This is a genomic window from Microcystis aeruginosa NIES-843, from assembly GCF_000010625.1.
Lineage (GTDB): Bacteria > Cyanobacteriota > Cyanobacteriia > Cyanobacteriales > Microcystaceae > Microcystis > Microcystis aeruginosa.
In genome coordinates this window covers 308,344-330,718 of the sequence record NC_010296.1, presented here as the reverse complement: position 1 = coordinate 330,718, position 22,375 = coordinate 308,344, and the positions used below count along the sequence as shown (strand labels likewise).

The 22,375-nt window shown below is 42.1% G+C and carries 25 protein-coding genes and 1 pseudogene; 14 read left to right on the top strand and 12 right to left on the bottom strand.

Going from position 1 to position 22,375, the window contains the following annotated elements:
• Window positions 1-37: 37 nt before the first annotated feature.
• From MAE_RS01685 to MAE_RS01670, 4 genes are all read right to left on the bottom strand, one after another.
• Complete coding sequence (locus tag MAE_RS01685) at window positions 38-286, bottom strand: DUF2442 domain-containing protein (RefSeq protein ID WP_002785172.1); 249 nt, start codon at window positions 284-286, stop codon at window positions 38-40.
• Window positions 270-506: a DUF4160 domain-containing protein gene (locus MAE_RS01680; RefSeq protein WP_041803658.1), complete on the bottom strand. Its 237-nt coding sequence runs from the start codon at window positions 504-506 to the stop codon at window positions 270-272. Before MAE_RS01680 ends, MAE_RS01685 begins: the two co-directional genes overlap by 17 nt.
• A gap of 267 nt (window positions 507-773) precedes the next feature.
• On the bottom strand, window positions 774-947 hold the full coding sequence (locus tag MAE_RS33080) for a hypothetical protein (RefSeq protein WP_155120266.1): 174 nt from the start codon (window positions 945-947) through the stop codon (window positions 774-776).
• Between the two features lie 20 nt (window positions 948-967).
• The gene (locus MAE_RS01670; protein WP_002763043.1) at window positions 968-1,525 is read right to left on the bottom strand and encodes a Uma2 family endonuclease; all 558 of its coding nucleotides are present in this window, start codon (window positions 1,523-1,525) and stop codon (window positions 968-970) included.
• A 178-nt stretch (window positions 1,526-1,703) separates the two neighbouring features.
• On the opposite strand from MAE_RS01670, the gene MAE_RS01665 reads away from it, so the two are divergent.
• The 6 genes from MAE_RS01665 (at window position 1,704) to MAE_RS01640 (ending at window position 8,815) form a co-directional block, all read left to right on the top strand.
• Entirely contained in the window at window positions 1,704-2,198 is a 495-nt protein-coding gene (locus tag MAE_RS01665) for a tetratricopeptide repeat protein (RefSeq protein ID WP_041803656.1), read from the top strand.
• Window positions 2,199-2,341: 143 nt separating this feature from the next.
• Window positions 2,342-3,442: a S1C family serine protease gene (locus tag MAE_RS01660; protein ID WP_012264042.1), complete on the top strand. Its 1,101-nt coding sequence runs from the start codon at window positions 2,342-2,344 to the stop codon at window positions 3,440-3,442.
• A gap of 59 nt (window positions 3,443-3,501) precedes the next feature.
• Window positions 3,502-4,110, top strand: coding sequence for a COP23 domain-containing protein (locus MAE_RS01655; protein WP_041803654.1), 609 nt, complete (start codon window positions 3,502-3,504; stop codon window positions 4,108-4,110).
• Between the two features lie 39 nt (window positions 4,111-4,149).
• Window positions 4,150-7,689, top strand: coding sequence for a serine protease (locus MAE_RS01650; protein WP_012264040.1), 3,540 nt, complete (start codon window positions 4,150-4,152; stop codon window positions 7,687-7,689).
• Between the two features lie 423 nt (window positions 7,690-8,112).
• Window positions 8,113-8,385, top strand: coding sequence for a hypothetical protein (locus MAE_RS01645; RefSeq protein WP_002774769.1), 273 nt, complete (start codon window positions 8,113-8,115; stop codon window positions 8,383-8,385).
• Window positions 8,372-8,815 carry a type II toxin-antitoxin system VapC family toxin gene (locus tag MAE_RS01640; protein ID WP_002761104.1) on the top strand — a complete coding sequence of 148 codons (444 nt, stop codon included), beginning with the start codon at window positions 8,372-8,374 and terminating at the stop codon, window positions 8,813-8,815. Before MAE_RS01645 ends, MAE_RS01640 begins: the two co-directional genes overlap by 14 nt.
• 138 nt (window positions 8,816-8,953) lie before the next feature.
• Here MAE_RS01640 and MAE_RS33075 read toward each other — a convergent pair whose 3' ends face one another.
• From MAE_RS33075 to MAE_RS01610, 6 genes are all read right to left on the bottom strand, one after another.
• Window positions 8,954-9,325, bottom strand: a complete 372-nt coding sequence (locus tag MAE_RS33075; RefSeq protein ID WP_012264038.1) for a hypothetical protein — start codon at window positions 9,323-9,325, stop codon at window positions 8,954-8,956.
• 43 nt (window positions 9,326-9,368) lie between these two features.
• A complete protein-coding gene (locus MAE_RS01630) occupies window positions 9,369-11,717 on the bottom strand; it encodes a tetratricopeptide repeat protein (RefSeq protein ID WP_041803651.1) in 2,349 nt (782 codons plus the stop codon).
• Between the two features lie 441 nt (window positions 11,718-12,158).
• Complete coding sequence (locus MAE_RS01625; protein WP_002763032.1) at window positions 12,159-12,500, bottom strand: DUF565 domain-containing protein; 342 nt, start codon at window positions 12,498-12,500, stop codon at window positions 12,159-12,161.
• A gap of 2 nt (window positions 12,501-12,502) precedes the next feature.
• Entirely contained in the window at window positions 12,503-13,114 is a 612-nt protein-coding gene (locus MAE_RS01620) for a DUF3611 family protein (protein WP_002800798.1), read from the bottom strand.
• A 73-nt stretch (window positions 13,115-13,187) separates the two neighbouring features.
• Window positions 13,188-13,877 carry a J domain-containing protein gene (locus MAE_RS01615; protein WP_002763029.1) on the bottom strand — a complete coding sequence of 230 codons (690 nt, stop codon included), beginning with the start codon at window positions 13,875-13,877 and terminating at the stop codon, window positions 13,188-13,190.
• Window positions 13,878-14,277: 400 nt separating this feature from the next.
• Complete coding sequence (locus MAE_RS01610) at window positions 14,278-15,042, bottom strand: PD-(D/E)XK nuclease family protein (RefSeq protein ID WP_012264035.1); 765 nt, start codon at window positions 15,040-15,042, stop codon at window positions 14,278-14,280.
• Window positions 15,043-15,189: 147 nt separating this feature from the next.
• On the opposite strand from MAE_RS01610, the gene MAE_RS01605 reads away from it, so the two are divergent.
• Genes MAE_RS01605 through MAE_RS01600 form a run of 3 tightly spaced genes read left to right on the top strand, consistent with a single transcriptional unit; the run spans window position 15,190 to window position 16,225 of the window.
• Window positions 15,190-15,492 carry a DUF4347 domain-containing protein gene (locus tag MAE_RS01605; protein ID WP_050766262.1) on the top strand — a complete coding sequence of 101 codons (303 nt, stop codon included), beginning with the start codon at window positions 15,190-15,192 and terminating at the stop codon, window positions 15,490-15,492.
• 54 nt (window positions 15,493-15,546) lie between these two features.
• Entirely contained in the window at window positions 15,547-15,684 is a 138-nt protein-coding gene (locus tag MAE_RS33910; protein WP_164516998.1) for a hypothetical protein, read from the top strand.
• 40 nt (window positions 15,685-15,724) lie between these two features.
• Entirely contained in the window at window positions 15,725-16,225 is a 501-nt protein-coding gene (locus MAE_RS01600) for a hypothetical protein (RefSeq protein WP_012264033.1), read from the top strand.
• A gap of 87 nt (window positions 16,226-16,312) precedes the next feature.
• Here MAE_RS01600 and MAE_RS01595 read toward each other — a convergent pair whose 3' ends face one another.
• Together MAE_RS01595 and MAE_RS01590 are read right to left on the bottom strand one after the other, a co-directional pair.
• Window positions 16,313-16,717 (bottom strand): type II toxin-antitoxin system VapC family toxin, encoded by a 405-nt coding sequence (locus MAE_RS01595; protein ID WP_041803649.1) that lies wholly within the window; start codon window positions 16,715-16,717, stop codon window positions 16,313-16,315.
• The gene (locus tag MAE_RS01590; protein ID WP_002747004.1) at window positions 16,714-16,959 is read right to left on the bottom strand and encodes a hypothetical protein; all 246 of its coding nucleotides are present in this window, start codon (window positions 16,957-16,959) and stop codon (window positions 16,714-16,716) included. Before MAE_RS01590 ends, MAE_RS01595 begins: the two co-directional genes overlap by 4 nt.
• A gap of 255 nt (window positions 16,960-17,214) precedes the next feature.
• On the opposite strand from MAE_RS01590, the gene MAE_RS01585 reads away from it, so the two are divergent.
• From MAE_RS01585 to MAE_RS01565, 5 genes and pseudogenes are all read left to right on the top strand, one after another.
• Window positions 17,215-19,725 (top strand): Calx-beta domain-containing protein, encoded by a 2,511-nt coding sequence (locus MAE_RS01585; protein ID WP_012264031.1) that lies wholly within the window; start codon window positions 17,215-17,217, stop codon window positions 19,723-19,725.
• Between the two features lie 145 nt (window positions 19,726-19,870).
• Entirely contained in the window at window positions 19,871-20,929 is a 1,059-nt protein-coding gene (locus tag MAE_RS01580) for an Rpn family recombination-promoting nuclease/putative transposase (protein ID WP_012264030.1), read from the top strand.
• 26 nt (window positions 20,930-20,955) lie between these two features.
• Window positions 20,956-21,330 (top strand): annotated as a pseudogene (locus tag MAE_RS01575) (hypothetical protein); the annotation flags it as partial.
• A gap of 92 nt (window positions 21,331-21,422) precedes the next feature.
• Window positions 21,423-21,614: a hypothetical protein gene (locus MAE_RS01570; protein ID WP_012264028.1), complete on the top strand. Its 192-nt coding sequence runs from the start codon at window positions 21,423-21,425 to the stop codon at window positions 21,612-21,614.
• A 267-nt stretch (window positions 21,615-21,881) separates the two neighbouring features.
• On the top strand, window positions 21,882-22,352 hold the full coding sequence (locus tag MAE_RS01565) for a hypothetical protein (RefSeq protein ID WP_012264027.1): 471 nt from the start codon (window positions 21,882-21,884) through the stop codon (window positions 22,350-22,352).
• Window positions 22,353-22,375: the final 23 nt, after the last annotated feature.

The following is a 22,375-nucleotide window of genomic DNA, read 5'->3' as shown; positions in this document are numbered from 1 at the left end:
GGTTCGGTAGAGCCGATTTTTTTTAAGCATTTAACATTTAAGCACCCAATCTTCCTTCTAAAATGCCAATGATGGACAAATCCTCATCTAAGGTTTCCCAATGTAATCCCGTGCCATCACAAATTAACTCAACCTCTGCTAATTGTTCAAAGGTTGCTTTTGATAAGCGTTTATTTTTATAAGCAGGAAAACGAATTTCTCTATCGTCTTCTAAACGAATACAAATCCATTTATCTTCAACCCAAACTTTTTGAGCTTTTACTATGCTTTCATGTACCAAATACATCGTGCCATTTCCTCCGTATTATTTCTATATTTTCTGTAATGATAACTTCAGCCCGAACAATTTCTTTGGTTTTTAGACCTTTAGCATAATCCAATTCTAGCGGCTCTAGCCAAAATTTAGCATATCCGCCGCCCCGTCGAACGTGAACGTGCATGGGTTCATTGCCTTCATTGGCATAGAAAAAGAAAACATAGCCTTCCAGTCTGAAAATTTCTGGCATGAGGTTAAAGCTTATTTTGCCGGATTTCGCCAAGCATGAAATGTAACGCACCACCAATTTTATAATATTCGGTGGGTTATGCTACAGTGCTTGTCATCTTGGTGCGATCACTGTTTTAGAGAACGAAAAGCGATCGCATCCTTTCCTAGGTTGGGTCATCGGAACGAAACCCAACAACCAACACCTAAGTCCGTCTGAATCTTTTTGTTGGGTTTCCTTGGGTGTATTGTTGGGTTTCCTTGGGTCTATTGTTGGGTTTCCTTGGGTCTATTGTTGGGTTTCCTTACGTCTATCGGCTAGACAAGGAAAAAGCGATCGAGGATTTCCGACAAGCCGCCGAACTGTTCCGCCAGCAAGGGAACGCGCCAGCACGCGAAAAAGCCCTGCAATTCCTACGGCAATTAGGCGCGGTCTAGATACTCGATCGATTTTGAATCTCACCCCGAAAAAAGCGATCGATCTTACAGCAAGATTTCTAGCGCTAGGGTGAACCCCGGAACCACATCTTCCCCGCTTAAAATCGCGTTCTCGGGATAACAGGTAATCGTCCCGTCCTGACGGTAGACGAAAGCCTGTTTATTGTGGCGATCAATCAACCATCCTAACTTCACCCCGTTCTCCCGATACTCCTCCATTTTCCGCTTTAACTTGGATAAACTATCGGTTTTAGAACGGATCTCGATCACGAAATCCGGCGCGAGATCGAGAAATTCATCCTCCCTTTCCTGCCAACCGGACGGTAAACGTTCTCTCGCCACGAAAGCCACATCGGGAGAGCGTACCGCGCTATTGGCCAGTTTAAAACCGCCGCTAGAACTAAATACCTCTCCTAACCCGTTCTGTTCGACCCAGTAGAGCAGGCGAGCGCCGGCTTTCAGTTCTCGATTCGCTGAAATACTTCCGATCGGGGGCATAGTGACTAACGTTCCATCTGCATTGCGTTCAAAGCCTAATTCCGGGTTCTGACAACTGAGGCGAATTAATTCCGCATCAGTAATCGTCGGGGATTTGCTTACCATATTGCATCAAAAAAAACAAGTATTTTTCACTAAATGATAACAAAGCGATGCCGATTGCCGCGCTTTTTCCTTTTGTACCCGAAAGGAAAAAAAATTGATCGCCCTATCCTGCATATTCTCAAAAAAGCAACCGATGAATTAGGTAGAAGTTCAAATCACCCTCACCGAGGCACTACCCATGAAATCCTTTGCCCTTCTCACCACCGTCAGTCTAATCGGCCTCTCCACCCTCGCCACTGTTCGCCCCGTTATGGCCCTAGAAAGCCGACAACCAGCCGAAACCCTGATCACTCAAGCGAACTACAAAGAAGCGATCGCCCACTTTAACCGGGGAATTAACTACATCCAACAGGAAAAATATGATCTCGCCCTCGCTCAATTCACCAGAGCGATCGAACTCGATCCAGACTATACCGAAGCTTACCTCGGTCGGGGCATGATTTACACGATTCGCGAACAATGGCGGCCGGCGTTTCAAGACCTGAACACCGCGATCCGACTAAACCCCCGCGCTGCCTACGCTTACCATTTCCGCGGATACGTCCATCTCGCATTTAACCAGAGACAAAATGCGATCGCCGATCTAACAACGGCCGCCGAATTATTTCGCCAGCAGGGAAACACAGAAATGTACAACAGCGCCATAGAAGCACTACGGCAGATAGGTGCGTAAGTTGCAAGGGAGAGCGATCGCTCTCCCCCTCTAAACTTTTGTGAAAAAAGCAACCTGAAGACTTAAAACTTAATCGCATAATTGGAAAAAAACCAACGATAACATCCTTGCAAGTATCCCCCGACTAAAGAGGAGCCAACCCGATGAAACCAATTACTTTCACCCTATCGGTGCTACTGGCCACCACTGGCCTACTCGTTCAACCCGGAGGCTTCCTGATGGAAAACATTCCACCCATCCTCGCCCAGGAGCAGACCGCTTCTAGAGTCTATCAGAAAGCCAGCCCCGCCGTCGTCACCGTCAAAAATGGCAGCGGCCACGGTAGCGGCTTTCTGGTCAGTCCCGACGGTATCATCATTACCAACGCCCACGTTGTTGCGGACGGCCCCCGGGTGGTGACGGTGAAATTTTCCAACGGACAGCAGGCCTCGGCAGACGTGATCGGCTTCGCTAAAAATGGCGTGGATTTAGCCGTCCTGCGGATTTATAACCGCCAAAACCTGCCCTATCTTCCCCTCGCCCGTCCGAACTCCGCCAAAGTCGGCGAAAGCGTTTTCGCCATCGGCACACCCTTAAACGAGGACTATCAAAACACCCTCACCCAGGGCATTATCAGCCGTCTCGACCCCGAAAAAGGCATCGTACAACACAACGCTAATATCAACAAAGGCAATTCCGGCGGGCCGCTTTTGAATTCACGGGGGGAAGTGGTGGGGGTTAACGTCGCAGGCGATATCGGGAGTTACGTTTACGACGGTGCGGGAAACCCGATCGGCCTTACCCAGAGCGGGATTAATTTCGCCGTTTCCCTCGATCGCCTGCAAGCTTTCCTCACCGCAGTTAAAACAGGCGATGTCTCCACCGTCTCAACATTAGGACAGGACGATCGGATACAGTTACTCGCCCTCCCTCTTAACGGTCAGACCGTTCAAGGCAACTTGACCAAAGACCAAAACGAGCAATATTACGGGTTCGAGGGTCGTGCCGGACAGAAAATCGTTCTGGATATGAACAGCAACGAGATCGCTCCCTATCTTGTCCTCTATCGCGTTCTCCAATCTTCCGAGGGGACAAAATACCCACAGGTCGCCCGTAGTAACCAGCGCGTCGATCGCGCCCCCGGGGATTTTAACGCTCGACTCGTAACCGAATTACCTGCCGATGGAGTTTATATCCTAGTGGCCACCTCTCGCGAAGGGGGTGAATCGGGTCGCTACACCCTCAACGCCGCCGCTAACCCTTAAATAATCCCATTTTGACCCTAATCACGATTCTAATCCCTATTTTCTGAGGAACTATCCCTATGAACTCTAGACATATTTCCCACCGTCTCGCTTGCGTCGGCCTCCTCGCCACTGTCCTCCTCGGTGGTATCGCCCCCGGTTTCAGCCAATCGACCACCCCGAATGGCGTCACCTTCTTCTGTAAAGAGGTGTTCGATCGCGCATCGGGAGGAAAAATCCCCGCCACCCTGGCTTGGATTCCCCAAAGGAGCGGCAATGTGCGGATTATCGGCTGGAAATCGGAATATTTCTCCAAACGTTCCCCGGTTCGTTGCGAGGAAGTCACGAAAAAATTCCAGGAAGCCTATAATCAAGGGCGTTTTAACTATCTCACCACCGGCCGGGCGAAGGGATACCCGATCATCTGCAGCGTTTCACGATCCGGCGATCCCTGCGATGGTAATAGCCAACTTTTTACCCTTAAACCCCACGATAATCCAGATTTAGTCTTGCAACAACTCATGGACATCCTAGAGGGGAAAAGCTCGGATATGCTCCTCCAGAATTCCGGAGATAAAACCTATATCTCGATGACGGAGTTTTTCGCCAAAGCACCACTCGCCGATCGCGACGCACCCTGTGGTACGAGATCTGCTGGCCCGCAAAATAATTGCGTTCCCACCCGCTAGAATTTTCGCTGTTTTACCCCGAATTTCCCCATAATAACCATGTTGAAACCCTTTCCCCTACTCCTAAGCCTCCTACTTCTGCCCGTCGTACCGGTTAAAGCGCTATCCCCTTTCTCTGCTCCGGCGATCGTGGCGGAAGACAGCCCAAACGCGCAGATCGAGCGATCGATCCGTCAAGTCACTGTTAAGATTACTAGCGAGATAAATCGGGGATCGGGAATCATTATCGGGAAAAAAGGCAGTATATATCTCGTTTTGACCAACGCTCACGTTATCCGCGGCGCGAAAACCCTACAGATCCAAACCCACGACGGCCAAACCCGCACAGCCTCGATCGTGCCGAATTCCCTTTTAAAAGATAAGGATCTGGCCCTAGTGGAGTTTAGCGATACTAGGAATTATCCGATCGCCAAAATTAGCGCCATTCCCCTTGAAGCGGGACTAGATATCACCGTGACCGGTTATTCCGCAGAAACGGGGCAGTACACCACCGATAACGGGAAAATTGAACAAACAAGCGATCGACCCCTCCGGGAGGGCTACAGCGTCGGTTATAGTGGCGATATCGTGCAGGGAATGAGTGGCGGTGGTATCTTTTTCGAGGATGAGTTAATCGGCCTTAACGGGCGATCGGCCCATCCGATTCTCTCTAACTACATCTACGAGGACGGTACGAAACCCACAGACGCAGAAATCCAACAGATGAGAGCGGTTAATTGGGGCATTCCCATCAATACCCTATTAACCTACATCCGGCCCGAAATCCTCAGCGCCTATAACCTGCCCCTACCGCAGGTGAACCCCGATATAGAAACCACCGCCTATACTGGCTATATCGCCGAATTAGAAACAAAAGCCAAGGGTTTCACCGTCCGGATCGATAGTAGCAGTAAAGCCAATGGAAGTGGCGTAATTATCGCTAAAAAAGGGAATATTTACACAGTTTTAACCGCCGCTCACGTCCTCTGCGAAAAAATCGCCGAGGAGAAAACCTGTGTCAATTTCACCTACACCGTCGTCACCAGGGACGGCAAAACTCGAAACATCGAGAAAAGCACCATCATCCGGCAGGAAGGGGTAGATTTAGCAGTTTTTCAGTTTGAAAGCCAGGACAATTATCCCGTTGCGGAAATAGCGAATTATAACCCAAATAGCGGTGATTTTGTTTTTGCGGCAGGCTTCCCCAAAATTGGCAACAATCCCTCGAAATGGTTGTTTAGTGGAGGTATAATTGGGGGTAAAGAACAGGGATTACTACAAACCCGCCAAAGTGACTTAAGCACGCAACAAAGTGGAACATTACAAAGTGTTGCTTCTTTAACCGGAGGGTATGAATTAGTTTATACCAGCATCACATTTGGGGGCATGAGTGGCGGTGCAGTCTTAGACTCCCAGGGGAGAGTAATAGGGATTCATGGACGTTCAGAAGGAGCAGGGGGGGGGAAAATTCAGTTAGGGTTTAGTTTGGGGATTCCCATTAGCACTTTTATGGGATTGCAAGAGAGATTGAAGGTAAAACCGCAATTATTAACCACTGCTCAACCCCAAGTTAGCCAGCAACAAAAACTAGAAATTATTCAAGCGATTGATAGTATTATTGTTCCTAATACGAATGCAACAGCGGATATTTGGATAGAAAGGGGGGGACAATTATGGCGGTTAGCAAGGCATGAGGAAGCAATTAAAGCCTTTGATGAAGCGATTAAGCAAAATGACCCCAAGAATGTCTATTTAGCTTGGTATGGGAAGGGATTAGCGTTAGGTGCTTTAGATAAAGATCAACCAGCTATAGAAGCTTTGCAACAAGCGATTAATACCTTACCTAAAGGGGAAGATTTAAAGAACTTTCACAGTAGTATTTTACAACGGCAAAGTGGAGTTTATCGCTCTTTAGGTGACTTCTCAACAAGTGCTGGTAGAGAAAGAGAAGCCAGAGAAAATTATGAGCAAGCATTAACGGTGATTAATCAGGCGATTTCTCTGCTTCCCAATAACCCCAATTACTATAACGAGAAATGGGCAGTATTAGATAAATTAAAACGCTATGATGAGGGATTAGCCGCAATTACTCAGGCAATTGATCTCGCTCCCCGTGCTGCTTGGTATTCCAATCGGGGGAATCTTTACATTGACTTGCAGAAATACGAATTAGCCCTCTCTGACTGGAACAAAGCCATTGAACTTAATCCTAATTTTGCTGATGCTTACAACAATCGGGGGAATCTTTACAAAAACTTGCAGAAATACGAATTAGCCCTCTCTGACTACAGCAAAGCTATTGACATTAATCCTAAGTTTGCTGAGGCTTACGTCAATCGGGGGAATCTTTACAAAAACTTGCAGAAGTACGAATTAGCCCTCTCTGACTACACCAAAGCCATTGACATTAATCCTAATTATGCTATGGCTTACAACAATCGGGGGAATCTTTACTCTGACTTGCAGAAATACGATTTAGCCCTCTCTGACTACAGCAAAGCTATTGACATTAATCCTAATTATGCTATGGCTTACAACAATCGGGGGGTTCTTTACTCTGACTTGCAGAAGTACGATTTAGCCCTCTCTGACTACACCAAAGCCATTGACATTAATCCTAATTATGCTGAGGCTTACGTCAATCGGGGGGTTCTTTACTCTGACTTGCAGAAGTACGATTTAGCCCTCTCTGACTACAGCAAAGCCATTGACATTAATCCTAATTATGCTGAGGCTTACGTCAATCGGGGGAATCTTTACAAAAACTTGCAGAAGTACGAATTAGCCCTCTCTGACTACAGCAAAGCCATTGACATTAATCCTAATTATGCTGAGGCTTACGTCAATCGGGGGAATCTTTACAAAAACTTGCAGAAGTACGAATTAGCCCTCTCTGACTACAGCAAAGCCATTGACATTAATCCTAATGATGCTAAGGTTTACTACAATCGGGGGAATCTTTACTATAACCAGCAGAAATACGATTTAGCCCTCTCTGACTACAGCAAAGCTATTGAAATTAATCCTAATTATGCTAAGGCTTACTACAATCGGGGGAATCTTTACAAAAACTTGCAGAAATACGAATTAGCCCTCTCTGACTACAGCAAAGCTATTGACATTAATCCTAAGTTTGCTGAGGCTTACTACAATCGGGGGCTTCTTTACTATAACCAGCAGAAATACGATTTAGCCCTCTCTGACTTCAGCAAAGCTATTGACATTAATCCTAATGATGCTGGTGCTTACAACAATCGGGGGAATCTTTACTCTGACTTGCAGAAATACGAATTAGCCCTCTCTGACTACAGCAAAGCTATTGACATTAATCCTAATTATGCTAATGCTTACTACAATCGGGGGCTTCTTTACTATAACCAGCAGAAATACGATTTAGCCCTCTCTGACTTCAGCAAAGCTATTGACATTAATCCTAATGATGCTGGTGCTTACGTCAGTCGTAGTATTTTATATGCCATATTAGGACAACCCGAAAAAGTAAAAATTGATCTACAACAAGCAGCTATATTATTCCTCCAACAGAATAATATGGCTGCTTATGAAAAGGTGATGCAGATTTTACAACAATTAGGGGGGTGAGTTTCGTAGGTTGGGTTGAGCGAATAAATATGTTAAAGAAAACCTCTCAATTCTCAGGGAAAGCGAAACCCAACACCCAACACCTAAATCCGTCTGAATCTTTTTGTTGGGTTTCCTTGGGTGTATTGTTGGGTTTCCTTGGGTGTATTGTTGGGTTTCGTGCCTCAACCCAACCTACTTTAGCTAGAGTTCGTAGGTTGGGTTGAGCGAATAAATATGTTAAAGAAAACCTCTCAATTCTCAGGAAAAGCGCAACCCAACACCCAACACCTAAATCAGTCTGAATCTTTTTGTTGGGTTTCCTTGGGTCAACCCAACGGACGATAATTCTATTCCTGTTAATAAAGGAGCAGAAGTTAAAATTATTCGTTATGTGGCTTAAAAATTAGCAGCCCATTTAAAAATCTTAACGGAGGAAAATTAATGATTAACTTAGAACAAATTCAAGAAGATATTAACCAATTACCTGAAGAAGCACAAAACTTACTGATTGATTTTATTGAGTTATTAAAAAAACGCTATTCCTTGGCAAAAAAGCCAGAGATTGCAGCAAAAATAAACCCTGAAGCTCAAAGTACCCTAGACATTTTAAAAGAATCTGGATTAATCGGTTGTATTAGTGCAGAATCCGACCTTTCTACTAATTATAAATCTGTTCTCAAAGAAGGATTAAAAGCTAAATATGATCATCGTTGATACTGGATTCTGGGTGGCTTTATTTAACAATAAAGATCAATATCATCTAATAGCACAGCAAACCTTAGCACAGTATTCTTCTCAACCACTAATTACAACTTGGTGTGTTTTAACAGAAAGTTGTCATCTTCTTTTACAACGTTCTCCAAATCTCTATACAGGAGTTGAAAAACAAATAAAATTAATGAACGTATTTGAGAGACATCCCCAAAAATTTCTATTATTCCACCTTGAAAATACTCATCTAGAAAGAATTCAAGACCTTATGAAACAATATCAAAGTCTGCCAATGGACTTAGCCGATGCCTCTCTAGTTATCTTAGCAGAAGAGTTAGGAAATGGACGTATCTTATCAATTGATAATCGAGATTTTAATACCTATCGCTGGAAAAATAAAAAACCCTTTATTAATCTTTTCCCAAATTTCTAGTTAATCAGTAGTCCGTAGTCCGTAGGTTGGTTTGAGCGAATAAATATGTTAAAGAAAACCTCTCAATTCCCAGGAAAAGCGCAACCCAACACCCAACACCTAAATCCGTCTGAATCTTTTTGTTGGGTTTCCTTGGGTCTAGAAATAACAGCACTTAATCTTATTACCACACCCAGGAGGCCCCCAGAAAAGAAGTTTGGTCTTTGGTAAGTATCCATACTTAGCTAATTTTTGTCGTTGACGATGTTCATCTAAGACTCTCTCTATTTTAGCTTCAGTTTCTTGATTAAAGACAATTTGAGTTGAATCTATAGAGCTTTCTTCAAGTATAACTAAATCCTCGCCACTGTGACGATATCTAGGAAGTAATCTTAATCCATTCTCTGGAATCTGTTTCAACCGTTGCTTTCCTAAAACTTGCTGTAGCTCTTGAGCAAGAGCATGATGATTAGCGGCTAATTGATCGGCAATAAGAGACTCCCCCGCTCTTTGAAGGCTTGAAATAGCCAAGTCTTGAAGTCTTTGTCAAAAATGAGCTTATTTTTTCGAGAAATTACTGCATTTTTAACATCCATTCTACCGCGCGTTCATACAGTTCTAAATTACCAGTTTTTATCAAAGCATTAGCGGCTTTTTGCAAATAGTTAAGGCTCGCTACTCGACTACTAGGATTTTTATCGTCGTAGGTGGCAAGCGCCAAATTATAATAAGCTTCGCCATAATTTGGCTGATAAGTAATTGCTAATTGATAATCAGCGATCGCTGCCTTCTTATCGCCCATTTTTTCCTTAACTAAACCTCGATTATAGTAAGCTTCAGCATAGTTAGACTGGAGAGAAATAGCCATATTTAAATCCTCCAAAGCACTGGCATTATCTCCCAAATCAAAGCGAATAACTCCCCGGTTATTATAGGCGATCGGATTATTGGAATTCAAGCTAACTGCCTTATCTAAATCCTCTAAAGCACCCTCCTTATCCCCAGTTTGTCGTCGAATAATACCACGATTATTATAGGCGATCGGATTCTCCGATATTCTCGGTGTTACTTGTACATTATCGGGAATAGTAGCGGTATCAGTGCGTGCATTTCCCCGATTACTATACGCTGTCACATCGATAGGATTAATGCTCAAAGATTGCAGATAATCTGTAATCGCTCCTTGATCATCTCCCACGTCAGCGCTACTATTACCACGACTATAGAAAATTCTCGCATCACGGACTTTTTGTAGGAATACATTATAATCCTCGATCGCTCCCTGTTTATCCCCTTTTTCAAAACGCGCATTAGCCCGTTTATGATAGCCTTCTGGATCGTTAGGATAGGCAACTATATAAGTAGTATAATCTCTTTCGGCCGCAGCAAAATTTTTCAGAGCAAAATAAGCATCTCCCCGGGCCAGAGCATGACAAGAGACATTATAATTAGGACGAAAATCAGTTTCTCTGGAGTCATAAAAATAATTTTTCTCGGCAGATTCTCGGATATTTTCGCTACAGACAGATCGAGAAGTAAAACTAGGTGTATTAATCCCATCATCTTGGGCTAAGGCAATATTATAATTATCTACTGCCTCCTGATAACGCCCCAATTTATACAGCACTAACCCCCGATGATAGTTAGCGGCTGCATCATGACGATTTCGTGCTACTGCCGCAGTAAAATCCTCTAAAGCTCCCGCGTATTCTTGATATTTATTCGCTCGCATTAACCCCCGATATACATAGGCTTTTGCGTCTTGGGGTTGCAGATAAATTGCTTGGTTATAATCTTGAATTGCCCCTTGATTATTGTTGAGTCTTAGGTGAGCATAACCCCGTTTAAGAAATGCTCTAGAATGGGGAATTTTATCGTAGTTGGGATTAATACGGATGACAAGTGCTAGATCTTTGATTGCTCCATTATAATACTCGATCGCTGTTTGATACCCTTGGGGGGAATTAGAAGATAAATTGGCTAATTCGACTTCCTCGTCAGCCATTTCAATTTGTACTCTGGCACGGTTTTGATAACTGCTAGGAGCATTCTTGGCTAAAAATAGTTTGGGTGAGCATTTTAAAACGATTTTATAATCCTTAAAAGCCTCTCGTTTTCCCCCTATCTTTTCTAAAGCTATAGCCCGATTATAATAGCCTTCAATTAGATCGGGTTTGTATAAAATAGCCAGATCATAATCTTTGATAGCCTCTGCATAATTTCCCCACTGAGAGTATAGCTGTCCTCGATGATAATAGCCGCGATAATCTTCAGTTTCATAACCAATGAAACGCTGGTAATAATCTAAAGCCAAGGATTGATGATTGAGCAAAGACGCAATAATTGCTAGGTTAAAGTAAACTTCGCTTTTATTGGGATTATACTTAAAGGCTTGCTGAAAATCTGAGCGAGCAGCTTCTAATAATTTTAGCTGATGCTGATCCTTGATTCGGCTTTCTCGCTCAATCAAGGGTGTTTCTTCCTCAATAACAGGGATTTCCTCAACTATAGGGGTTTTTTCCTCAATAACAGGGATTTCCTCGGCGGCTATAGGGGTTTTTTCTCCCTCAATCACCATGGCTAACTTTAACACACCTCTTTGATAATAGGCTTGAGCTAGTAACTGTCGATCTTTGAAGGCGGGAGCATTATAATTACTATACCAAATGTATTGACTGAAATCATCGATCGCACCGTTTTGATCGTTGATTTTTTCTCGGGCCATTCCCCGTTGAAGATAAAGTTTAATCGTACCCAGATCGCTAGGATAGACTCGCAGAGTGGCTGAATAATTAGCAATTTCTCTTTTAAGAGCATTAGTATCAACTTCTTCCCTAGAAATAACGGGACATTGTAGGTTTTCTACTGCTTTAACTGAGCTAACTTCTAAACCCAATAATTCCCAAAACAACAGGGGAGACAATAAAAATATTTTTCTAAAAAGCTTGACATTTAAACGATTTTGTGCGGGGGGGGGTAACGGCTTGCTCTGTCAGGGTTTTAGCGATTAAGGATTGTTGTGGCATGATGATTAAAAAAATTTGCCCTAAATATAATTTGGTAATTTAATTATAACTGAACTTCTCCCGTATGAATATATTAGCCATGGCTAAAAGTCTTACAGAGCCTATGCTAAAGCTGGGTAATTTTAATGTACTAATGAGAATGAACGTCTGAAATCCTTATTTTCCTGAGAAGCGCCATGGAGTAAGGGTATCGTTGGGCAGCTTAACTAATACACTTGTTCTGTCTAGGCTGGCTACGATTGCTCGCTGCCGGTCGGCACTTAAGGGCAAGGTTTCCACTTTCCCCGACTGGCTCCTGAATCCTCACCCCACCAAGAAACATTTTCAGCCAACCCTATTTAAGAGCCAATTTTAAAGGCTTCTAGAAATAAACTATAGGTGATACCAATTTTGAGTAAATTGAAAGATTCTCGCAGAATCGGTGCGGGTTTAGCCTGAGAACTTTTTCGGTAAACAATCCGGCTAATCGCCTCCGTAAACAGCACTAATAAACCGGCCGCGGTGACATCCCATTGAGCAGTTTGTCCAGCAGTGGTGACAATTGCTTGACCAGAAAAAATTCCAAATAAAACACAAATTATCTGTAGGGAAATCCGTCGCCAAGGATTACCAAAAAAGCTATTAAATCGACTGCTGGTGACATTAGCCAGCGTACTTAAACGGGTGCGTTGCATGGCCATATTTATTTAGAAGTAATACGGTTAAGAAGCCACAAAGAAGTAACGATACCAGTAAAGTGAGCGAGAATTGTATTAGTATTAGCCTGCACAATTAACAGATCAACCGAATTAACAAATTGACTGGGGTTAGAGGCAACATTAAAAGTACCTTGGGGAACATTGAGGGATTTAATTAAGACGATTCCCGCTAACGCTTGCGCTCCCAAAATCGTTAAAAACATCCCGATAATATTAGCGATTAAACCCTGACGGATTAACTGAATAGTATCGGATTTTTTCGGGCGACTATCTTGATCACCCCTCAACATTTGACGGGCAATTTTCATGTAACGAGAGGAAAAGAAAATGGCGACCACCAAGAAACCAGCCCCACCAATGGCACATAAAACACCGATTTCAATGCCAGAAGTGCGTTGTCTCGTCCCTAATAAACTAGCGGTAGCAATGAGTAATAAAACCCCTGAAATTACGCCCAGGACAATCTGCGTCCAAAAACCGATTCTTCCCTGACGTAAAAGGATATTAGCAGCCCGTTGGACGGCCGGAGGCAAGGAATAAAGATCAGAATCTCTAGGGGTGGATATATTGGTAATTTCTGATTGTTTGTCTCTCATCGGGGTTAAGCTAGGGTTGGGTAAATCTGGTCTTGATCTATTTTCGTCTTTTTTTTTGCCCATGGCTAGAGATTTAATTTTGGCACTGACTGGCTATCTGTTTAGCTTCTACCTGTAAACGCTGGGCCATGCGAAACATTTCTTGACCGGTGTGGAGAGAGCGATCATCGTAGTTAAGGGTAAAGGTTTCTAATTCTTCTAGTCCATCAGTGAGATGATTGAGACAGTAGTAAAGAGAAGCGGCCACTTTGGCCATTTTGGCAGGGTTGGGCCGTTGGCAAAAGAGGGTTTTGGCTCGATCGAGATTTTGGCGACAGGTTTCTAGATAGTCTTGAAAAACAGCCATTAACTGATCATCGAAGGGATCGGCGGATAGGTGATCGATCTGACCTTTGAGAGGCCGGATAATTTGACCGATCAGACGATTAATCGGGCTATAGGTCTGGTTATACCACTGTTTCACCAGGGCCTCGTCTTCCTGGACTGCCTCTTTGTAACGATGGTAATTTGCTTGGGCAGTGGCAGTGCGTTGGCCGCGTTTTTCGGGAAAATTGGCGATTAGTTGGTTATCATAGTCCTTTCTTAGCCTCGGATCGCTTAAAATCTCGTAGGCGGCGTTAATAGCGACGATTTTATCGTGACTGGCACTATCGTTTTGACTATCGGGATGGAATTGTCTGGCTAAACGCCGATAGGCCCGTTTAATCTCGTCAGGGGTCGATTTATGGCTGATTTCTAAGGTTTGGTAGTGGTTGCCGGTCATGAGCGCAAGCGATCGATCTGTCTTTTATTATTATCGACTATGGTTAACGCGGCGGAGAAGGAGAATTGTCAGTAATCAGTGATCAGTGATCAGTGATCAGTTATCAGTAAACAGTAAACAGGGATAAAGATGAAGATAAATATAGCAGTTTTCATCAGAATGAGGTATGGGCAAGGATATTAAACCCTTTGTTGGCAAAACTTGTCGATACCTCAGTAACGTGAAAAGTGCTATAACTAACTAACTAACTAACTTAAAACTTAAGTAGGTAGGCGTTAAAAATTATCAGATACCCCCCTTATCAAGGGGGGATTAAAGGCAAAATCCATTTTTAATTTAATTATAACCAGCTACTTAGATCCGATCACTGATCACTGATAACTGATAACTGATAACTGATTTAGACAAAAGGATTGATTTCAGGGATATCCTCGATCGAGGGTAAGTCTATTGGGTCCGATCGCTCTTGTCTAAGATAATAGGGACAATGAAGCTGACAATCGGGACGATGGGGAAAATCAACTAAATCATTTTGGTATGCTGATAGATAGCGATCGAGATCCTTCAATAAACGGCGTAAATCTCGCCCTGTCTGTTGGTGTAGTTTCCGATTATAGTTAAAAGTAATTTGTTCGGGGCTGCGGGGTAACTGCACAAACCAATAGGTCATCGATAAACTATCAAGAGGATAAGCAGAAGTTTCTGCCAACACATACAGATAAAGTCTCGTCTGCCAATTTTTGGCTAGTTGGTCAGCATCGATAGGTTTTAAGTAGGTTTTCCAGTCAAAAATTACCGCTCGATCGCTCTCTAATAAAATTAAATCATAGATAACCGTTAATAAATAATTACCCACAGTTAAACTGCGACAATGTTCCGCTTCTCGATTGGTTTCTCCCGGATTTTGGGCAATTGCCGGGGCAGCCTTTAATAGGGCCGTTAAACAATGTTCTAACTGTTCATTTTCCCGTAATAAAGATGCGATCGGCAGTCCTAATTCCCGCTGCTGTAATAATAGGTGAAACTGACTGCCCCATTCTTGCCGCTGCAATTGTTCAGGGTCAGCCGGTGTGTTAAGTTCCTCTAGATAGACTTTTTGAAATCTGGGTGGACAGGTTTCCAATAGGTTTAAATGACCTTGGGCAAGACGGTAGATCTTAGGCATAATAGGGTTATCGTGAATATTATCGAGAAAACGGGTTTCTCGAAGAAACCCGTTTTCTGTATAAATGTTAATTGATGTTACAGGGGTCTTGAAAAATTGGCGATTGTTTGCACAAAATAGTCGCAGTCATCCCTTGAGGTTAATATCATCACTTCTTCTCTTTTGCCGAGCCTTCCTGCTGTTGACGATGTTTTGTTCAATTTTGCTCAATCTGATGGCTTGAGTCAAGCTAATCAGGTGGATAGTGTGAGAAATCAGGGTTTAACCGCACCCGAATTAAATACTGTAGTTTTCCTCGATGCTGGTGTTACCGATTATCAAAGTCTCCAAGCTGGGGTAATTCCAGAAGTCGCCACGGTTATTCTCTCTCCCAATCAAGACGGAATCGAACAAATATCCGCTTTTTTACCACAAAATCCCCAGATTACCACCATTCACCCCTATTATTAAATCGGTGCATTACGCTATCGCGCTTCACAGCCTACGAGTAAGCAAACAACTCAAATGAACCAAACAACCGCCAATTATGATGAACCCTGGAAAGAAGCATTAAGCGAGTATTTTGAAGCGTTTTTATACTTCTTTTTTCCTGAAGTTCACCAACTAATCAGTTATCAGTTATCAGTTATCAGTTATCAGTGACTAATTGGAAACAAGTAGCAATCCCTTTGCTATAATAGTCATGGCACACCTGAAAACAAAAGCGACTATTGGGAAGCTGCCACAACGGGAACAGTGGAAGTGGAAGTTAATCAGGGGATTATATGAAAAGGAGTTCGAGAGGGAACAGATAATTAAACTGTTTGAAATCATCGACAATATGATGACTTTATCCCCTGAATTGCAGTCAAGTTTAGAGAGTAAAATCAAACAATTTGAGGAGGAAAGAACCATGCCTTTAATGAGTAATATGGAGTTACGAGGAATCGAACGCGGTAAAGAAATTGGTAAGGAAATTGGGGAGTTACGAGGAATCGAACGCGGTAAGGAAATTGGGGTGCTAGAAAAAAGCCGCGATGCCATAAAAACAGTTTTAACTGTGCGGTTTGGAGAGATTTCTTCAGAAATTGAAGAGATAATCGGCAAAATGACTAACCCTACTATCTTAGAAGAGCTACTAAAATTAGCAGCTACCGCTAATTCTCTCGCAGAATTTAAGCAGTCTTTGGCAAGAATCCAATAATCTTATCCTAATATCTAGAAAACGGGTTTCTCCGAGATTCTCAACTGAGAAAACGGGTTTCTTCGAGAAACCCGTTTTCTGGACTTATTAACGAATAAAATTAATCTGACAAATATTAAGAGGAATAATCGGTTCAAATTCTTTTCGGTCAGAAGTAAGTAAAATTCCTTTTTCTTGATTGGCTAAAGTTAAAGCAAAACAATCAGCTAAAGAAATGCGCTTAATTAGTGCCTTATATTGGCTTACTTGTCGCCAAAACTTGCTACTTAAATCAAAGCGAGTTTTTATGTTAATATCACTTAATTCTTGAATTAGTTTTTCTGTTTCTGATTCTCCTATGTCGCAATAAAAATTATAGTAAACTTCGCAAAGATTAACAACATGAATCATTTTTTTATTATTTTGATTAGTGATGGTTTCTCTGACAAGATCCGCTCCTGTTTCATTACGAACAAAAGCAATTACAGCACAAGCATCTAAAATGATATTCATCTATTACGCTCCTCCCAATCAATTTCTGCTTGTTTTTGTTGGGCAAAATCTTCACTACTGGTGGGTGCATGAGCATATTTACCTTGTAATGATTTAATCAACTGTTGTCTTTCTTCTTCTGATTTAGGTTTAATTTGAGGCAAAAAATTTTGCTCGATTAACTCTCTAATTTGCAATAATTGTTCGCCAGAAAGATTAGCTAATGATTCAATTATTTGTTGACGTATTGCTGTAGCATTCATGATTATTACTGACAATTAAGTATAAAAAGTTACTATGGTTACAATCTATCACAAAAAATGCTAATTGGCCAGCAAACCTCTAAAATTAAGCAAATAACTGCCTCGCTTTGACGTTAGCGATCGCATCTTCGCAATAACTGAGAAAACGGGTTTCTTTGAGAAACCCGTTTTCTGTAAATTTTTGTTATATCCCCCTTGAAAGATTGGGGATTGTTGAGCTAAAAATGTTAGCAATAAACCTTTACAGTTAATATCATGACTTCTTCTCTTTTGCCGATTCTTCCTGCTGTTGACGATGTTTTGTTTAATTTCGCTCAATCTGATGGCTTTTGGGCGAATTTGGCCATCGCTTTTGGAGCAAGTTATGATGTGGTTAAGGCGACAGAATTACGACAGCAGTGGAAAAGCCGAAATTTTAGTCAACTTCCCCCAATTGAGGTACTTAGTGGTGAAGTTTTGGGGACGGCGAATGGTGCATATTCCAGTAGTACGAATAAGATTTATCTATCAGCATCTTTTTTGAATACAGCTTCTTCAGCAGCGATAATTAATGTGATTTTAGAAGAAATTGGGCATTATGTGGATGCTCAAGTTAATCAGGTGGATAGTGCGGGAGATGAGGGGGCAATTTTTGCAGAGTTGGTGCAGGGAAATAGTCTGGATGTGGCAACCTTGGAGGCTTTACGAGCAGAGAATGACCAGACAACAATTATAGTAAATGGCGAAATTATTCAAGTAGAACAGGCGGATTTTACGGGGACTAATGGGAATGATAATATTACTGGAACTTCTGGGGATGATAACATTTATGGGTTGGGAGGCAATGATACACTTTCTGGTCTAGCCGGAAATGACCGTTTAGAAGGTGGTTCTGGGAATAATACTCTCTACGGTGGGACAGGTAATGATGTCTTTAACTTTGCCTACCCTCTAAACACAAACACCAGTGATGTAGCGATGGATTTTGTCCAGGGACAGGACAAAATTGATGTGAGTAGCTTGAACCTGAGTGATTGGGCTACCCTACAATTACTAATTAGTAATGATGGCAAAAATAATGCGTTAATCACTACTTTTTTTGACGGTGTTCAATCTCAGCTAAAACTCAATGGCATTAATCCGACTCTCTTACAGGCAAGTGATTTTATCTTTAATACAATTAACCTCAATCAGTCTATTGATGGTGATGACTTTTATACTTATAATGATCAACTATTTGGTGGTTTAGGCAATGATACATTGAGAGGATTTAAGGGTAATGATACTTTGTTTGGAGAACAGGGAGATGACCGTTTAGATGGGGGTTCTGGAAGTGATACTCTCTACGGTGGTTTAGGAGATGATACTGCCGTCTATACTGGCAATCGGTCTCAGTATTCATGGACTAGCAATCAAGGAGTATTTACGATAACTGATTCAGTAGCTAATCGGGATGGCATAGACACTTTATACGGTATTCAAAAACTACAATTTTCCGATCAAATTGTAACAATTGCTCCTGAGGAAGATTTCCCTAGTATTACTCTTGCTGTCTCTCCCAGTAGTGTTACTGAAGATGGGACAGCTAATCTTGTTTATACCTTCACTCGTAGTGGTTCCACAACCAATCCTTTAACGGTTAATTACAGTATTGGAGGGACAGCAACCAATGGAACCGATTACGCTTCTATTCCCACGGGTGTCATCTTTGCAGCTAATTCTGCGACTGTTACCGTAATCGTTGACCCCACTGCTGACACAATAGTAGAAAGTAACGAAACTGTTATTTTAACCCTCGCTTCGGGGACAGGTTATACAGTAGGTACTCCTAACGCAGCCACGGGGACAATTACCGATGATGATACCAGTGTCACCTCGCAACTCTCCATTAATGACATCACCGTGGTGGAAGGTAAAGATAATCATGCCATCCTCACCGTCACAGTTGATAACCCCAACCCGCAACCAATTACCTTCAACTATACCACTGCACCCATTAACGCTACCGCTAATGTAGATTACACTAGCAAAACTGGAACTATCACCATTGCTGCTAATACTGCCACCGCTACTATTAGCATTCCCATCCTCAATGATAACCTTAATGAACCTGATGAAGCTTTTACAGTAACCCTGTCAAATCCCGTTAATGCTACCATCAATCCCGAAGGGGGAATAGGAGAAGTTATCATTACTGATACTTGGCAAAGCACTCTCACTCGCACCCTACCCAACAATGTCGAAAATCTCAGACTAATTGGCAGTAATAATATTAACGGTACAGGTAACGCCGGTAACAATAAAATCACTGGAAATAGTGGCATTAATCAAATCAATGGACGTGCGGGAATTGATACTTTAACCGGTGGTTTAGGTGCAGATACTTTTATCTTCCAATTTGGTCAATCTACCATATCAACAAGGGATCGTATCACAGATTTTGCCATCAATAGTGATAAAATCGACTTATTAACTCAAGGTGGAACTGCCACGAGTGCGCCTAGCAATTTCAGTCGTGCTGCTAATAGCACTGTCACCACTTTACAGAATTTAATCAATCAGGTATTTACTGATGCCAATGGAGCCACTACAGGTAATCAAGGATTAGGGGTTAATAGTGCCGCCTTAGTGCAGGTAACAACCGGTGCAATAGCTGGAACTTACCTCGTTATTAATGATAGCGCGGCTGGCTTCCAATCCAGCAATGATTTATTAATAAATATCACCGGATTTACTGGTGCTTTGCCAGCTTTAGGGAACATTCCAGTGGGTAATTTCTTTGTTTAATTAAGTAGGCGTAGGGTGCGTTAGGTGGCTAACAATTCGGTCAAAAAAACACGCATCAACAATCCGCCGTAACGCACCACCTCTATTATTAAATCGGTGCGTTACGCTATCGCGCTTCACCCCTAAGAGTAAGCGGACAACTCAAATGAACCAAACAACCGCCAATTATGATGAACCCTGGAAAGAAGCATTAACCGAGTATTTTGAAGCGTTTTTATACTTCTTTTTTCCTGAAGTTCACCAATTGATTGATTGGACAAAAATTCCCGAATCCCTAGAAAAAGAACTCAAACGGATTACCGCTTCAGCAAAGACAAAAAAACGTTTCGCTGACAAACTCTATAAAGTCTGGTTACTCAGGGGTGAAGAAGTCTGGATTTTGATTCATATTGAAATTCAAAGCCAGTACGAAGAAAATTTTCCTCAGAGGATGTATATTTATAACTATCGGGCCTTTGATTTGTATCAGAAACCAGTTATCAGTCTCGCTATATTAGGAGATGAACGAGTAAATTGGCGACCAGATTCCTATAATTATACTATCGCTGGTTGTGAAGTCAGCCTCAAATTCCCAACGGTTAAATTACTGGACTATGAGGAAAGATGGTCAGAACTAGAAGCAAGCAGCAATCCTTTTGCTATAATAGTAATGGCACACCTGAAAACAAAAGCGACTACTGGGAAGCTGCCACAACGGGAACAGTGGAAGTGGAAGTTAATCAGGGGATTATATGAAAAGGAGTTCGAGAGAGAACAGATAATTAAACTGTTTGAAATCATCGACAATATGATGACTTTATCCCCTGAATTGCAGTCAAGTTTAGAGAGTAAAATCAAACAATTTGAGGAGGAAAGAACCATGCCTTTAATGAGTAATATGGAGTTACGAGGAATCGAACGCGGTAAAGAAATTGGTGAGGAAATTGGGGAGTTACGAGGGATAGAACGCGGTAAGGAAATCGGTAAGGAAATTGGTAAGGAAATTGGTAAGGAAATTGGTAAAGAAATTGGAGCGTTAGAAAATGCTCGTGATTTTGTGAAAAAAGTTTTGGAAAACCGACTAGGCGATATCCCTGGAGATATTGGACAATGTCTCAATGATGCTTCAGTTATTTCGGTTTTAGAAGAGATGTTAAAAGCCGCACTTATAGTAAATTCTTTTGAGGAGTGTAGGAAGTCTTTTAGTATCATCATAAATAAGTAGGGTGGGTAATACCTACCTTACTTAGTAAACTGTTTGAAATCATCGACAATATGATGACTTTATCCCCTGAATTACAGTCAAGCTTAGAGAGTAAAATCAAACAATTTGAGGAGGAAAGAACCATGCCTTTAGTAAGTAATATGGAGTTACGAGGAATAGAACGCGGTAAGGAAATTGGTAAAGAAATAGGCAAGGAAATTGGTAAGGAAATTGGAGCGTTACAAAAAAGCCGTGATGCCATAAAAACAGTTTTAACTGTGCGGTTTGGACAGATTTCTTCAGAAATTGAAGAGATAATCGGCAAAATCACTAACCCTACTATCTTAGAAGAGCTACTAAAATTAGCAGCTACTGCTAATTCTCTCGCAGAATTTAAGCAGTCTTTGGCAAGAATCCAATAAGAAAATCTTGCCGTAGGGTAGGCATTGTCCACCCATTCACCTTAAAACTCTTAGCCAGAAGCGGAGAACAATTAAAACTATCACCCTAATTGATGAACCAAACAACCGCCAATTATGATGAACCCTGGAAAGAAGCATTAACCGAGTATTTTGAAGCGTTTTTATACTTCTTTTTTCCTGAAGTTAACCTAGAAAACGGGTTTCTCGGAGAAACCCGTTTTCTGGACTTTAAGACAAAAAAACGTTTCGCTGACAAACTCTATTCAGTTATCAGTTATCAGTGACTAAGTAGGTGGGTGGAATTAAATATAAGATGAACGTAGGTTGGGTTGAAGCATGAAACCCAACTCCCGATTATGTTACGCTACCGCTAACCCATCCTACAAATAATTGTGCCTCCCTACTTAATTGGAAGCAAGTAGCAATCCCTTTGCTATAATAGGGTCTGCTGAAAAGGTTTTTCCTGGTGGCAGGGTGTGGGGTGTGGGGTTTTACCGATTTTGTTCCTACCTCACCATTAGGATAACTGCTGTAAATGAAATAACCGACTAATGAAAAAGATAATATTGACTTTACTATTAGCTTGGCTTTTAGTTGCTAACATGAATAGCCAAGGGGTTTTAGCAGTGACGCTCGATTTTCAATGGTTGGGAAATCAAGGCTATACAGCTAAAGGTTCTTTTAGTTATGATGAAAAAACGGCCCCGACTATCTTTTCGGAAAAAGGTTCGGGAAAAATGCGAGTTTTAGAAAATTTTCAGGTATCTTTTTATGACAATGGTGGTCAAGAGATCGCTAAATACGATAATGTCAGCGAGGGAATTTCCTCGGCTAATTATTTTCAGTTTAATTTTAATACCAAAACCGGTCAAGTTTTCGGCTCGATCGATCTGGGGGGTGAAGGGATGGGGGAAATCTATCTTCAAGGGGTGGTTAACGATAATTTGGCCCTCTTGCGGGTGGAGTCGGTAGATCTGGTCATGGATGAGGATGATTCACCAGAAATTATCACTCAGTTTTGACTAAATTGATCGGGAAAATAGGG